General features: G+C 42.3%; 8 protein-coding genes and 1 pseudogene. 7 read left to right on the top strand and 2 right to left on the bottom strand.

The window, feature by feature from the left end:
* The first annotated feature begins 139 nt into the window (after positions 1–139).
* From V7K67_RS33840 to V7K67_RS33830, 3 genes are all read left to right on the top strand, one after another.
* A complete protein-coding gene (locus V7K67_RS33840) occupies positions 140–838 on the top strand; it encodes a rhomboid family intramembrane serine protease (RefSeq protein WP_334730029.1) in 699 nt (232 codons plus the stop codon).
* 324 nt (positions 839–1,162) lie between these two features.
* Positions 1,163–3,775 (top strand): PAS domain-containing hybrid sensor histidine kinase/response regulator, encoded by a 2,613-nt coding sequence (locus V7K67_RS33835; protein ID WP_334730026.1) that lies wholly within the window; start codon positions 1,163–1,165, stop codon positions 3,773–3,775.
* 375 nt (positions 3,776–4,150) lie between these two features.
* The gene (locus V7K67_RS33830; RefSeq protein ID WP_334730027.1) at positions 4,151–5,485 is read left to right on the top strand and encodes a GTPase family protein; all 1,335 of its coding nucleotides are present in this window, start codon (positions 4,151–4,153) and stop codon (positions 5,483–5,485) included.
* Positions 5,486–5,629: 144 nt separating this feature from the next.
* On the opposite strand, the pseudogene V7K67_RS33825 reads toward V7K67_RS33830, so the two are convergent.
* Both V7K67_RS33825 and V7K67_RS33820 read right to left on the bottom strand, forming a co-directional pair.
* Positions 5,630–6,899: pseudogene (locus tag V7K67_RS33825) on the bottom strand (RNA-guided endonuclease InsQ/TnpB family protein).
* 615 nt (positions 6,900–7,514) lie between these two features.
* A complete protein-coding gene (locus V7K67_RS33820; RefSeq protein WP_334733766.1) occupies positions 7,515–8,747 on the bottom strand; it encodes a DUF4336 domain-containing protein in 1,233 nt (410 codons plus the stop codon).
* Positions 8,748–8,899: 152 nt separating this feature from the next.
* On the opposite strand from V7K67_RS33820, the gene V7K67_RS33815 reads away from it, so the two are divergent.
* The 4 genes from V7K67_RS33815 (at position 8,900) to V7K67_RS33800 (ending at position 14,589) form a co-directional block, all read left to right on the top strand.
* A complete protein-coding gene (locus V7K67_RS33815; RefSeq protein WP_334733767.1) occupies positions 8,900–9,520 on the top strand; it encodes a hypothetical protein in 621 nt (206 codons plus the stop codon).
* A 332-nt stretch (positions 9,521–9,852) separates the two neighbouring features.
* On the top strand, positions 9,853–10,818 hold the full coding sequence (locus V7K67_RS33810) for an acetamidase/formamidase family protein (RefSeq protein ID WP_334733768.1): 966 nt from the start codon (positions 9,853–9,855) through the stop codon (positions 10,816–10,818).
* 622 nt (positions 10,819–11,440) lie between these two features.
* Positions 11,441–13,921, top strand: coding sequence for an endonuclease MutS2 (locus V7K67_RS33805; RefSeq protein ID WP_334733769.1), 2,481 nt, complete (start codon positions 11,441–11,443; stop codon positions 13,919–13,921).
* 17 nt (positions 13,922–13,938) lie between these two features.
* Positions 13,939–14,589: a Uma2 family endonuclease gene (locus V7K67_RS33800; protein ID WP_335170283.1), complete on the top strand. Its 651-nt coding sequence runs from the start codon at positions 13,939–13,941 to the stop codon at positions 14,587–14,589.
* The last annotated feature ends 505 nt before the right edge of the window (positions 14,590–15,094 follow it).

The raw sequence follows: 15,094 nt of genomic DNA, 5'->3' as shown, positions 1-15,094 counted from the left end.
TAAGGAATAGGGAGATGAGGGGGATGAGGGGGATAAGGGAGATGAGGGGGCAAGAGGAGAATAAGCAAATACCTAATGCCCAATGCCCAATGCCCCATGCCCAATGCCCCATGCCCCATGCCCAATGCCCCAAATCTATATGATTCCTATTAGTGATAATATTCGTTGTCGAAGTAAGCCGATTATTAATTATTGGTTGATTGGCATTAATCTGGCTGTGTTTTTATGGGAACTTAAACTAGAATTTAATGATGAATTGGGCTATTTTATCAATACTTTGGGTGTAATTCCAGCGCAAATTAGTGGGGCAATTACAAATGCACTCTTTTTCAACAATGCTGCTTGGATAATTGTAATTTGGCGAGCATTTTCGCTACTTTTTGGAATATTTCTGCACGGCAGTTTTAGTCAAATATTAGGAAATCTGCTATTCTTGTGGGTTTTTGGGAAAACTGTAGAAAATCTTCTGGGACACAAACACTATCTCGGATTTTATCTAGCTGCTGGCGTGATTACAGAGGTAGTCCAAATTCTGACTGAACCGAGTTTGACAGTACCATTGATTGGGGCGAATGGTGGGATCGCAGCTATATTAGGAGCTTATGTTATGAAGTTTCCTAAAGCTAAAATTGACACGATTTTACCGTTAATAATCTTGTATATCCCTATCCAAGTACCGGCCTTTTTCTATATATTTTGGTGGTTTGGGCAACAATTATTTTATGGTATCGGCAGCTTAAATATTCCTCCTGTTGGCGTAAATCAATCGGGTGTTGTTTTCTGGGGGCAGGTAGTGGCATTATTAATAGGTGCAGCCGTCATGCGATTAAAGAGATAAACTTTCTTTAGCTACTTTTGTAGGGTGGGCATTATTGACTGGTGCCGAAAACCTCAATTTTGATATCTGTGGCAGTACTTACCCTACAGTTATTGAGACTCATATATGCCTTTTGACTGAAATTTATCAGATGCTTTTGCTTAAAAAAACATATAGTTGATAGGATAGATTAAATGATTGCTGTGATAATATTTTAAGTTTGGAATTTTTAAGTGTTTATATACCTTTTGATAGATTGTATTTTTTTTAGCTAAAAATTCCTAGATTGAACTAGGGGATACCGACTCTTCAAGTCGATACTATTAAGTATGAGTGGTGTACAAGATGCCAAATGTTGATAATGAATTAGCACTTTTATGGCAGCGTGTGGCTGAGTTAGAGCAATTAGAGATATCTTATCAGCAAAGGCAAGCAGCGCTTGAGGAAGAATTAATAGAATTAAAAAGAAATCTACCAGAAGAAGTAGAAAATCCTCATATTCCAGTTGTAGAGTTACATATTGAGAAGGATACATCTACTATCAATATACCAAAAAATGTGGAAGTGATTTTACAACAACTTCAACAAGAAATTGCCAAGCGAGAGCAAGTAGAAGTAGTTTTAAGAGAGAGTGAAGAACGGCTGAGACTAGTTCTAGATGTTTCTGAGATGGGCTTGTGGGATTGGAATGTTGTTACCAATCAAGTAATCTGGTCTGAAAATTATGAAATGCTTTTTGGTCTAATTCCAAGTAGTTTTGATGGTCCTTACGAGACGTTTCAAAAGTGCGTTTATCCTGGAGATAAGCAATCTGTCATGCAGGCGATCGCTCACGCTTTGGCACACAAAACTGACTACAACGATGAATTTCGTATAGTTCGGTCAGACCAAAGCGTACATTGGATTTCTGCTAAAGGAAAATTTATTTATGACGTTCGGGGTCAAGCAGTGCGAATGATCGGTGTTTGTATGGAAACTACTGTGTGCAAGCAGGCAGAAGAAAGCACTCGCGAACTAACAACCCAAGTCCAAGAACAGGCAAATATCTTAAATGCTATCCTTACTGCCTCCGTCGATCATATTTATATCTTTAATCGTAGAGGTTGTTATCAATATATCAGTCGTGACGGAGCAACAATACTAGGCTTAAAACCCCAAGATATTATCGGCAAAACTTTGCCAGAATTGGATTTACCCGCAGACCTAATAATGCAGGTAGATCATCAACGACAAGCTGTAATGAAAACTGGTGAGCCGCTCAAGGATGAGTGTAAATATGTTTCCACTGATGGCATTCATTATTATGAATACATCCTCACCGCATTACGCAATATTGACCAAACAATTGAAGGCGTAATTGCTGTTTCTCGTGATATTACCGAACACAAACGGGCAGAAAAATCATTACGTGAAAGTGAAGCACGATTTCGGCGTTTGTTTGAATCTAACCTCATTGGGGTCGCCTTTTGGACTGTAGATGGATTAGTTATTGATGCTAATGATGCCTTTCTTCAACTAGCTGGCTACACTCGTGATGAGTTTGCCACTTTAGGTAAAATTAATTGGAGAGAACTTAGTCCTGTTGAGTATAAAGATTTAGACGATCGCGCCATTTTAGAGGTGCAAGCCAAAGGAATTTCCAAAATTTACGAAAAAGAGTACATCCACCGCAACGGCAAGCGAGTACCAATTGTCTTGGGGGTGGCCCTGCTGAATGACTCTCAAGAACATGGTGTTGCTTTTGTACTAGATATTACCGATCGCAAATTAGCAGAAAAAGAATGCGATCGCCTCCTCGAATGCGAAAGGACAGCACGCCAACAAGCAGAAATCGCCAACAAAATTAAAGATGAATTTCTAGCAGTTCTCTCCCATGAACTACGAACCCCACTCAACCCGATCCTGGGATGGTCGAAAATGCTGCGGACTCGCAAATTTGACGAAAAAACTACTAACCACGCCTTAGAAACCATTGAACGCAACGCCAAGTTACAAACCCAACTAATTGAAGATTTGTTAGATGTGTCTCGCATCCTCCAAGGAAAATTAAACTTGAATGTCTGTCCAGTTAACTTGGTAATGGTAGTTGAAGCCGCACTAGAAACGGTACGACTAGCAGCAGAAGCCAAGTCAATTCAAATTCAGACCATATTTGATGTAATTTTGGGACAAGTGATGGGCGACCCAAATCGGCTGCAACAAGTTGTGTGGAACTTGCTCTCCAATGCAGTAAAATTTACACCAACAGGAGGACGGGTAGAAATTCGACTCATGGAAGCCGCTAATCAGATTCAAATTCAGGTCAGTGATACAGGTAAGGGAATTATCCCAGACTTTTTGCCTTATGTGTTCGATTACTTTCGCCAAGCTGATGGCACAACTACGCGGACATTTGGCGGACTAGGTTTAGGACTAGCCATCGTGCGTAAGGTTGTAGAAATGCATGGGGGAAAAGTTCAAGCCGAAAGTCCTGGAGAAGAAGCGGGTGCAACCTTCACAGTTGAGCTACCACTTTTGGTTAGAAGTGAACAGGTTCGACATGAGGAGAATCAATCTTTACCTTGTGAGACTGAATCCTCCTTCCTTTCGGACACTCAAGTTTTAGTAGTAGATGATGAACCCGATATTCGCGACTTAGTTACCTTTATTTTGCAAGACTACGGTGTAAAAGTAACCGCCGTAGCATCAGCACAAGAAGCACTACAAGCACTATCTGAGTCGATACCAGATGTTTTAATTAGTGACATTGGAATGCCAAAGACAGACGGTTATATGCTGATGCGGGAAGTGCGATCGCGATCGCCCCAACAAGGAGGAAGCGTACCAGCGATCGCTCTGACAGCTTATGCTGGAGAAATGAATCAACAGCAAGCACTAGCAGCAGGATTTCAAATGCATATTTCCAAACCAGTAGATCCAGATGTATTGGTAAAAGCGATCGCTGATTTGATCAAGTAGTCATTGGTCATTGGTCATTAGACATCTGGTGAAAATGAATGTAGAGACGTAGCACTGCTACGTCTCTACAAGGATTCTGGATAACGCATATTTAATTTCTGGAGATGTCTATTAGTTAAGCCTCAAAAACACTCCGGGGTAGGTTGGGTCTACCTTCCTCCATCCAACCTACACATTTCAAGGTTTTTGGCGCTAACCCAAGCGTATTGAGTTTTCAGAACCATTAACTTGCAAAAATTGTGCGCGATCGTGGTTTCCGGTCATAAATTGTCTACTGCTCCCAATTCCTTAGATTGTAACTCCAGGGAAACCAAGTTTGACAGTACGATAAGTATAGACAGGATGTATTGAATTCTATCAACCGTTTTCATGGGAATGACTGAGCAAGATGATTCTCAGCAATTGAGTGAACCGACCGATGGAGCAACTACCAAATCGGTCGATAATTCCTGGACAAACCGCCTCGGTGGTGTCTGGAACAAAGCAACAACACGTCTAACGCAACTCCTACCCGTAGAACAAGTGGCACAGACGGTTGTGGAATGGTTTAGTGTGAGTGAAACTCAGGTTGCAGAGATTTTAGAGAAAATCCGAGCCGAACTACCAACCACAGAAGCCCTTCTAATTGGTAAACCCCAAGCCGGAAAAAGTTCAATTGTCCGGGGATTGACGGGAGTTTCTGCCGAAATTATCGGTCAGGGATTTCGTCCTCATACGCAACACACCCAGCGCTATGCTTATCCTTCCAATGACCTGCCGTTACTGATTTTTACTGATACGGTGGGATTGGGTGATGTCAAACAAGATACTCAAACAATCATTCAGGAGTTAGTTGGCGATTTACAACAGGAAACTCGTTCCGCCAGAATCCTCCTTTTGACCGTTAAAATCAATGATTTTGCAACTGACACCCTACGACAAATTACTCAACAGCTACGCCAGAAGTATCCAGACATCCCCTGTCTCCTGGTAGTTACTTGTTTGCATGAGGTTTATCCTGCCGATACCGTCGATCATCCCATCTATCCGCCAGACTATGAGGAAGTCAACCGCCCATTTGCCGCAATCCAACAAGCCTTCACAGGAATAACTGACCGCTCTGTACTCATCGACTTTACCTTAGAAGAAGATGGCTATACTCCGGTATTTTACGGCTTAGAAGCACTGCGAGATTCCTTAGCAGAACTACTCCCACAAGCAGAAGCCCAGGCGATTTATCAGCTATTAGATCGAGAAGAAGTAGGTCAGCAAATTAGCAACCTCTACCGAGATGCTGCACGCCGTTATATTTTGCCATTTGCAATTATGTCTGCCACCCTCGCCGCTGTACCTCTGCCATTTGCCACAATGCCCGTACTCACTGCCTTGCAAGTATCAATGGTAGGTCTGTTGGGTAAATTATATGGGCAGACAGTTACCCCATCTCAGGCGGGAGGTGTTGTAAGTGCGATCGCAGGTGGTTTTTTAGCACAGGCCATTGCACGAGAATTAATTAAATTTATACCAGGTTTTGGGAGTGCGATCGCCGCCTCTTGGGCAGCCGCTTATACCTGGGCACTAGGGGAAGCAGCCTGCGTTTACTTTGGTGATTTAATGGGAGGTAAAAAACCCGATCCCCAGAAAATTCAGTTGGTGATGCAAGAAGCATTTCAAGCCGCGCAAGAACGGTTTAACGTGTCGCGGAAGTCCCCACCTTCAATGTACTCATAAGGTGGGGATTGTGAGCGGGGGATAAGGATTGCATCTGGAATTGATTTTTTACCTGCAAAGATTAAATTACCTCAAGGATGGTCATTTCACAAGATCGAGTTAAAGGTTTCCAAAGGAGCTTCTGGAAAAATCAGATTGATGTATTTAGTCAATTGTATTGACTGCGTAAGTGACATCTCCCGCCACTGAACGGAGTACCGTTTCAGTGGGGGCTTCCAAGACAATCCGGCTACCGCTTAGGAGGCTCTTGGCTTTTGAGAACGGAATGCCCTACCGCTCTATTCTTTATATTTATCGCTGCATTATGATCGCGGTCAAGACTACACCCACAACCAGGGCAATCATGCCATCTTTCATGCAGTTTTTTGGGAACTTTCACCCCACAACTAGAACAATCTTGACTCGTGGCAGATGCTTTAACTGGGATAACACATAATCCAGCGTTTTCGGCTTTGATTTGTAGTATCGACAGAAAGCTTGACCATCCAGCATCAAGAATAGACTTTGCTAATCGTGTTCGTGCAAGTCCTTTGACGTTCAAATCTTCAACCGCAATAACATCGTATTTTTTCAACAAATTGTTCGCGGTTTTGAAATGGAAATCTTTTCTTTTATCTGCAACTTTTTTGTGCTGGTTACCTAATTGTTTGATAGCTTTTTGCCTACCAACGCTCCCTTTTTTTCTGCGGGATACTCGTTTTTGAATGACTCGCAAACGTTTTTGAGATTTGCGGTAATACTGTGGGATTTTGACCACATCATGATCAGAGGTAGTCAAAAATTCTTTCAAGCCAACATCAATCCCGGTTATAGAATCAGGGTTGAAGTCAGACTTAATTGTAGGTACAGTCTGATCTTCTAAACTAAGAGTTACATAATATCCATCAGCCTTTCTTGTGATAGAGCAAGTCTTAATTTTGAATCCGTCGGGTATTGCACGATGTAGTGTCAGCTTCACTTTTCCAATCTTAGGAAGAGTTATGAAACCTTTATCGATGCAATCGGCTTTCATCGATGGATAGGTAAAAGTTTTGTATTGGTTGGGAGATTTAAACCGAGGTCTTCCGCTTCGTTTTCCGTTACAATCTCCACTTAGAAATCTATCAAAAGCTAACTCTACTCGTTTTGCTGCATTTTGCAGAACCTGCGAGTGAATTTCTTTGTACCACGGCCTATCTTTTTTTAGTTGAGGTAATGAGTTTTGTTGGCTGTAGTAGTCAGGATTATCTCGTAACTCTGGTAAATGACAAACAAATAAAGAACAAGAATTGATAGAGCATCTATTTTCTTCATACCAGCGAAAACGATCAGCTAACAAATAATTGTATTGGTATCGTAGCATATCTAGCCATCTATCAATCTGAACTATTTGTTGTTTTGTTGGGCGCAATCGATACTGATATGAAGTTCTCATTTGTTTTTCCTCCTCAAATTAGGATAACATAAACGTGTGTCAATTGGGTGGACTTAATGAAAGAATGTAGAATAAGCTTGAGAATTTCCATTAGGAGAATGAGTAAGTTCAGGAACTATGCAGTGAATCAAGACAAGACCTTGACCCAACTAATAGAAGAATATATTGATTCACTTCCAAATATGAAGATTGGCAATTCGTCATCGACCAACGTTTCTGAATAACCTGCGGTTATTGTCGCTTGTTGGTCAATTCCTCATTGCCCACCTTATATCCCGCCACTGACCTGGGTACAGGTTCAGTGGGGGACTTACGGTGTAAAGTTAAACTTGTATGGATTTATAGTCACGAGCAGTTTGCAAAACGTCCTGCCGACACAGATATAAAAAGCATCATCAAGGACATCTTAGACTCTTAACCCTTCCTGGATGTCCTTGCCCTTTCACTTATGCTTCAAATGTAATTAACTGAAGGGGTAACAAAATCTAATTAGCCCTCTATGCCTCAATACAGTTCAGATAAGCTATTTTTTCCCCCCCTGCATCCCCTGCATCCCCTGCTCCCCCTGCCTGCCTCAACGGATAAATTTCTTAACCCAAGCGTATTGCTCTATGCCTACACCTTCTCCTTTGCTGCTGGCACAATGCCAAACTTATTTAAACCTGCATCGATTTCCCTCAGTGCCTTAAAATCCTCCTCTGGTAAGGGATAGCTACTACTGCTAAACAAACCCACACTGACAGCAGGCTGCTTTTCCAAAAAAGAGAAAGCTTGGCGAAATTGCTGCGGTTCGGCTTTAATCGGTGAATCAAAATGGCAGGGAATAATCCACTCAAAGTCCCAACTTGCAACTTTATCAGCCCACTCAATGGTTTCTTTGGGTGCGCGGTTCAGAATCAATGTCTGTAAAATTGGGGCGACAAACAAACGCCCATTTCCTCGCAAAGCATCAAACGATCGCTGCCAGTCTGGATGCCATTTAAAAGGATACAATCCAAAATAGGCTTTTCTTGAGCGTTCTGGTGCTTTCAGGGCATCTTGCAACACCTGACTCCATTGGGGTATATTTAGTGCCCTTGGTTGAAAGTACAAAGCAAACAACGAGATGCGCTGCCAACCCTTACGGCGATTTTCCTGAATGTCTGCAACAAGATCAGAAGCACGATCCTTGGCATGAAATAGCAACGGATATGGATCTAATAGAACGATCGCAGGTGGATCGTCTGGGATCGAAAGCACGGAATCTGTTACTAAAAGAGTATGCGATCGCTTGTGAAAAAAAGCAACTTCCGCAAATCGACCAGTCCCAAGAGCGATGGGGCCCAGCATTGCATAATCAAACTCATCAGCAAAGGGTGTTTTGCTACTATTTTCTGGGAGTAATTGAGTTCGTTTTGGGGGTAAGCCAAGCCAGCTAAGGGGTAGATTTAGCGGAAAACTCCACTGGTGGGGAGCCACAAACACCTGTGCAGTTGGAAAGTATCTGGCGAAGGGGCCGACAAAAACCTTGTGTTCTATACCAGAGATAGTTGGCAGGATGATGTACTTAACATTACCGTGTTTTGCCACCAACTCATTCACAAGCCGGATGCACTCTGGGGTTGGCGCAACAGGCGCATAAACGAGAAGACCCCCCGCTTCGAGCTTAACAACAGTCATGCGAATCGGTACAACAACGTAGAAAATGCCCTGAATCTGGTCAAAATTCCAAATTGTGTCCTTAAGGACTTCTTTACGGATTGTCTGCCGCCTGCCATAAGGGTAGAGTGGCAAAACAGGCCATAATCCCCAGGAAAAATCCCTTGGATAAATCTGCTGTCTATTGACTATGCGTTCATCATCAGCCACTCTGCAACCCCCTCTAAATTCCCTGCTCAAATTGTTTTTATTTACTATCCCTAAAGTTGGAGTTTAGCAAATTATTGAGATAACAATAACAATACCAATTCGTAATTCGTAATTCGTAATATCTTTGATGTAGTTCATTCACGATAAAAATTATGAGCAAATATAAAATTTTAAAACCTGAGCAAAGTTACACTTTTAGTCAATATTTTTTGTTGCCTAATCCAACCATAGATGTAGTAGCTGAGTTTGAGTATGGCTACGATCGCACAGAGCTAGAATTACCAATATCCTTTGCTGATATTAGCTATTTAGAATTTTTACAAAATTACTTACAGCGCAATATAAAGCTTTTTAACCCAATGGCTGAGATATCAATCAGAGAATTTATGATTGCTCCCATCCTTGCTGAAATTTGCGATCAGACAAAAGCTCAACTATATAGTGAATATCCACTTCATGTGGATGAAAAGCTCAAAGGCACTTTAGATTATTACTTACATAAATCTAATTCTCTATTGGTGATTGAAGCAAAACAATCAGATATCAGAAGAGGCTTTACACAACTAGCAGTAGAATTAATAGCTCTGGATCAGTCTCTAGACGATCAATCATCAATTGTATTTGGCGCAGTTACTAATGGAGATGACTGGAAATTTGGTACACTCAATAGACAACAAAAGTTAATTACAGAAGATATTAAACTTTATCGTATTCCTGAAGGTTTAGAAAATTTGGTACGAGTACTTGTAGGCATCCTTTCATCTGAGACTTGAGGGAAGTGGAAAAACAGCTTAAATACTTATTGTTTGAGGGGACGTTCTGACGCAAAGGTTTTTTTGATAAGTGATTAGGCAGATATGATATAGGACTCATATCTGATTTTTGAACAAGATTTCAGATAAAACCCTTATAAAACAGGCTTTTCAGTCTCAGTATATTTTCAGAAATCAAATCGGAGTCCTATATGACTGAAAGAGAAAAGGATACAGAGCAAGTAAATTTATTTATGGAGATTATTAATTTTGAATTTTGTTAGCGAATCTGTGAGCGTCATTTTGAATTTTGAATTGGAGCGTTCGCCCTTGGCGTCTCGTAGAGAAGCGACATGACTCATTACATTTTAAAAGCTTCAAAAGAAACCGTGCATCTGGGTGGCTTCTCCCATCGACTAGAACCAGCACTCATTATTGACTCTGGCGATACCGTTGACGTAGAAACTTATACTGGTTACTACGTTTACGACAAAGCACCACCTGAGTTTCTCACACCAGAATTTCTCGACATCTGCCAAAATCTTCTACCAGAACGAAAAATTGCCGAGGGGCCGCATTTACTCACAGGGCCGATTTATGTACGCGATGCCGAACCAGGGGATGTTTTAGAAGTACAATTAGATGCGATCGCACCTCCTTTACCTATCGGTTTCAATGCTATTCGTACAGGTTGGGGAGCTTTACCACACCAGTTTCCTCAACCTGCTTTGAGATTCATCCCTCTAGATTTGGTAAACAACATCGCTGAATTTCCAGTAGGTGCTGGCATAAAAATTCCCCTCAAACCGTTTTTTGGAATTCTTGGTGTCGCTACTCCAGAAACCTCTCGAACTTCCATCCCACCAGGTTCTTACGGTGGTAATATCGACAATCGGGAATTACAAGCTGGTTCTCGTTTATTTTTGCCAATTTTCGTACCAGGTGCATTATTTTCCATTGGTGATGGACACTCGGCACAAGGAGACGGCGAAGTAAATGTCACCGCCATTGAAACTTCCATGAACGGTAGAATCACACTGAAACTTCGCAAGGATTTACAACTAACAACACCAATTGCCGAAACTCCAACTCATATCATCACAATGGGCTTTGCTCAAACCTTAGATGAAGCCTTAGAACTGGCTTTAAAAAACATGATTGATTTTCTGGAACGCTTTGTAAATTTGTCGCCAGAAGATGCTTATGTATTATGTAGTTTAGCTGTGAATTTTCACATTACTCAAGTTGTAAACAGTCCCCAAAAAGGTGTACATGGAATGCTACCCAAATCAATTTTTTCTAAGCTAGATTTTATCTAAATCAAGGGAAGAAGGGAATAGACGTGTACTGAGTTTTTCAACGGGTCGCGCCAGGATTCCCCGACTTCGGCGTCTCTTGTCGGGGAATCCTGGCGCTCCGGGACTGGGGACTGGGGACTGGGGACTGGGGACTGGGGACTGGGGACTAGGAAGAGTTTTTTTAAAACTTGGTTGGGGTCTGAATCCCCGAACAATTTTCCCAGTCCCCAGTCCCTAATCCCCAGTCCCTAGTCCCTTTTTCAAAAATCAAATACGAGTCCTATAAATATTTAATTTAACTTTTTAAGAGATAGCCTGTCACTGTAACTGATGTATCATAAAAGACATTAATCTAGAAAAAGATGAAGGTAAGTAGAGGGTAAAATAACTCTCGACTACCAAGTTTGAATTTTGTTTGCGGAAATTCAGTAGCAAGATCCCGAAAGGTGTGCCGGATCTGGCTACTGATTTTTCAGTAAGGTTTTTGGATTGGGTGTGTTTCTCCTGGTTTCGCCAAGCTGTATCCGGTCAATCCCAAATCCCAAATTAATTGACTATTGACTAAAGCAAAATCTTCTTCTTTAAGATTTATCCATCTAGGAACTATAATTGTTACGATAATTTCAGATTAGATGTTGAAACCTTGATCCAATCTGAAACCTTAGAACTATTAGAATGGCATCGCCTCTGCCAGCACCTTGCCACCTTTGCGGCAACTAAGCTAGGGGCGACAGCTGCGCGTCATCTGAAAATACCCGATTCTCAGATCCAAAGCGAACAGTTGTTAGAGCAAACCAAAGAAGTCTACCAACTGGAAAATCGCCTGACTACGGGGCTGTCATTTGAAGGAATTCAAGATATTGGCGATTCCTTGGAACGTGCAGAACGCAGTGGGACTTTGACAGGGGATGAACTGTTAGCGCTCGCCACCACTCTCGCTGGTGCGAGAAATTTGCGCCGTGTCATTGACAATCAGGAAGATTTGCCGATACTCACTGATTTAGTTGCCGATTTGCGGACTTATCCCGAACTAGAACAAGAAATTCACCGCTGTATTGATGAGCGGGCCCAGGTAACTGATCGCGCAAGTCAAAAACTGGGAGAAATTCGCACAGACTTACGGCGATTACGCAGCCAAATTACTCAAAAACTGCAAAATATCTTACAGGCAAAATCTGGCGCAGTTCAAGAACAGCTAATTACGCAACGCAGCGATCGCTTTGTCATCCCTGTAAAAGCACCCCAAAAAGATGCCATCCCCGGTATAGTCCACGATACCTCTACCAGCGGTGCAACCTTGTACGTGGAACCGAATTCAGTAGTGCCTCTAGGCAACCAACTGCGGCAGATCATCAGAAGAGAACAAGCCGAAGAAGAAACCATTCGCCGCGTTTTGACGGAACAAGTAGCCACAGTCAAAGCAGATTTAGAGAGATTGTTAGCGATCGCCACCACCTTAGATTTGGCAACCGCGAGATCGCGATATAGTTACTGGCTAGGGGCGAATCCCCCGCGATTTATCCAGCGGGAAGACAAGGAAATCATTACCTTGCGGAACTTACGACATCCTCTGTTAGTGTGGCAACAACAGCACGAACAAGGGCAACCAGTAATTCCTGTAGATTTGTTGATTAGTCCGCAAATTCGGGTAGTGACAATTACCGGGCCAAATACTGGCGGTAAAACTGTAAGCTTAAAAACCTTGGGATTAGCAGCATTGATGGCCAAAGTGGGTTTATTTGTCCCCGCCCGCGAACCAGTAGAAATACCTTGGTTTGATAAAGTGCTGGCAGATATTGGCGATGAACAATCCTTACAGCAAAGTTTATCCACATTCTCTGGACACATCCGCCGAATTAGTCGGATTTTAGAAGCATTGGGGAAAGGGAGTGGGGAGTGGGGAATAGGGAATGGGGAAGAACAAAATTTAGAAATCCCCCCTCTCCCCCTCCCCCCCTCTTCTTCTATCCCCCACTCCCCACTCCCCACTCCCTACTCCCTAGTCTTACTTGATGAAGTCGGCGCCGGCACTGATCCAGTTGAAGGTAGTGCTTTAGCGATCGCCTTATTGCAATATCTCGCTAACCATGCCCAGCTAACTATTGCCACTACTCACTTCGGCGAACTGAAAGCCCTAAAATACGAAGACGATCGCTTTGAAAATGCCTCTGTAGAATTTGACGAAAGTACTCTCTCGCCCACTTACCGTCTGCTGTGGGGCATCCCCGGACGTTCTAATGCTTTAACTATTGCCCTGCGCTTGGGATTAAAACCTGAAGTAGTACAACAGGCAAAAACCCAAGTGGGAGAGGCCACAGATGAAGTTAACCAGGTGATTGCTGGCTTAGAAGCGCAACGCCGCCGTCAAGAAACCAAAGCTGCTGAAGCCCAAGTTTTGTTGCAGCAAGCGGAACGTTTATACAAAGAAGTATCCGCAAAAGCCGCAAGTTTGGAGGAAAGGGAAAGCAGTTTGCGGGCTTCACAAGAAGTAGCAGTGCAACAAGCGATCGCTCAAGCAAAAGGTGAAATTGCCCAAGTGATTCGTCGTTTGCAGAAAGGTACGCCCACAGCCCAAGAGGCGCAGCAAGCCACCAACGCTTTGAATCAAATTGGCCAGCAATATCAGCCAGCAACGCCAGCAAAACCAAAACTTGGATTTATGCCCAAAGTAGGCGATCGCATCCGTGTTCCAAAATTGGGACAGACAGCCGACGTAATCACCGCCCCTGATGAAGATGGCCAGTTAAGCGTTCGCTTTGGGCTAATGAAAATGGCTGTAAAGTTAGAAGATATAGAATCTTTAGATGGTCAAAAAGCCGAACCAGTCGTCAAAGCCAAGCCAACCCCAGCAGCAGTAACCCCGCCACCGCAAAGTGTCCCAGAAATTCGGACTTCTCAAAATACCATCGATTTGCGTGGTAAACGGGTAGCTGATGCCGAATATATTTTAGACAAAGCCATTTCGGAAGCTACAGGCCCAGTCTGGATTATTCACGGGTATGGCACTGGTAAGCTACGACAAGGCGTCCACGCCTTTTTGCAACAGCATCCCAGAGTGAAGAACTATGAACCAGCAGAACAAGCAGATGGCGGCACAGGTGTTACCGTTGCTCACATCAAATAAAGAGCAGGAAATTTGCGATGTTACTTGAACTCAATCAACTAATTGTTAGAGCCGGTCATCAGTTGTTGATTAAAGATATCTCCTGGTCGGCATACAAACGCATTTTAGCAGAATTGGGAGACAATCGCAGTTCGCGGATAGCTTACAGTCAAGGGGTGCTGGAAATAATGGCTCCATTGCCAGAGCATGAAGTAGCTAAAGTTATTATTGGGGACTTGGTAAAAGTTTTATTAGAAGAACTCGATTGGGAATTTTGGAGTTTGGGTTCTACGACTTTTAATAAAGAAAGTATGGATGCTGGGGTAGAACCCGATGATTGTTTCTATATCCAAAATGAAGCTAGAATTAGGGGCAAAGATAGAATCAATTTAGAAATCGACCCATCTCCAGATTTAGCTATTGAAATTGATATTACCTCCCGTACTCGTTTTAACAATTATCAAGCCTTAAGAGTACCGGAGTTGTGGCGATGGAATGGAACCAAATTGCAAATAAACGTGCTGTTCAATAGTCAATATGTAGAATCAAATATCAGTTCTATTTTCCCTAATCTCCCCATTTGCCAAGTGATTCCCGAATATTTGATGCTGAGTAAAATCAATGGCAGAAATGCCACAATCAAAGCATTTCGTGCTTACATAAGACAGCAAGTTAGTAGCCTGATTTAGTTGAAATTGTCAAAAATTACTCCTCAAAAAGTTTGTGCCTAATATCCATATTGAACCATAGATTTTGGTAAAAGGGACTGGGGACTGGGGACTGGGGACTGGGGACTGGGTGCCAAACCCTTAAAATTATGGTGGGGGCTTTTACCCAAATTTTCGGTAAGAAACGCCTTTAGCAAACAGGCAAAAGATTTGTATAGTAATTTTGTATACATGAAGACCAAGTAATAAACATCAAGAAATTTCAAAATTTAAAACTGCAAATAAATTATGAGGTATTCTAAATGATTACTTAGTGATAATTAGCGGTTAGCATTCAAAACAATAGTTTATTAATACTCTTGTACGGAGCTAGCACCAAAAGTCAAGTAAACCTTAACTAGAATTGATAATTTTCTACTTTGTCCAAAATAAATTTTCATCTAGAGTAGGACAAAGATACTTACTGTTCACCACATAAAAAAGCTAGCTAGAGCCTCTGGCTCATAGCTATGGGAAACCAAGCTTG

The sequence above is a fragment of the Nostoc sp. genome, from assembly GCF_036917155.1.
Lineage (GTDB): Bacteria > Cyanobacteriota > Cyanobacteriia > Cyanobacteriales > Nostocaceae > Nostoc.
The sequence above is the reverse complement of the archived record's forward strand: the minus strand, read 5'-3'. Positions and strand labels throughout refer to the sequence as shown.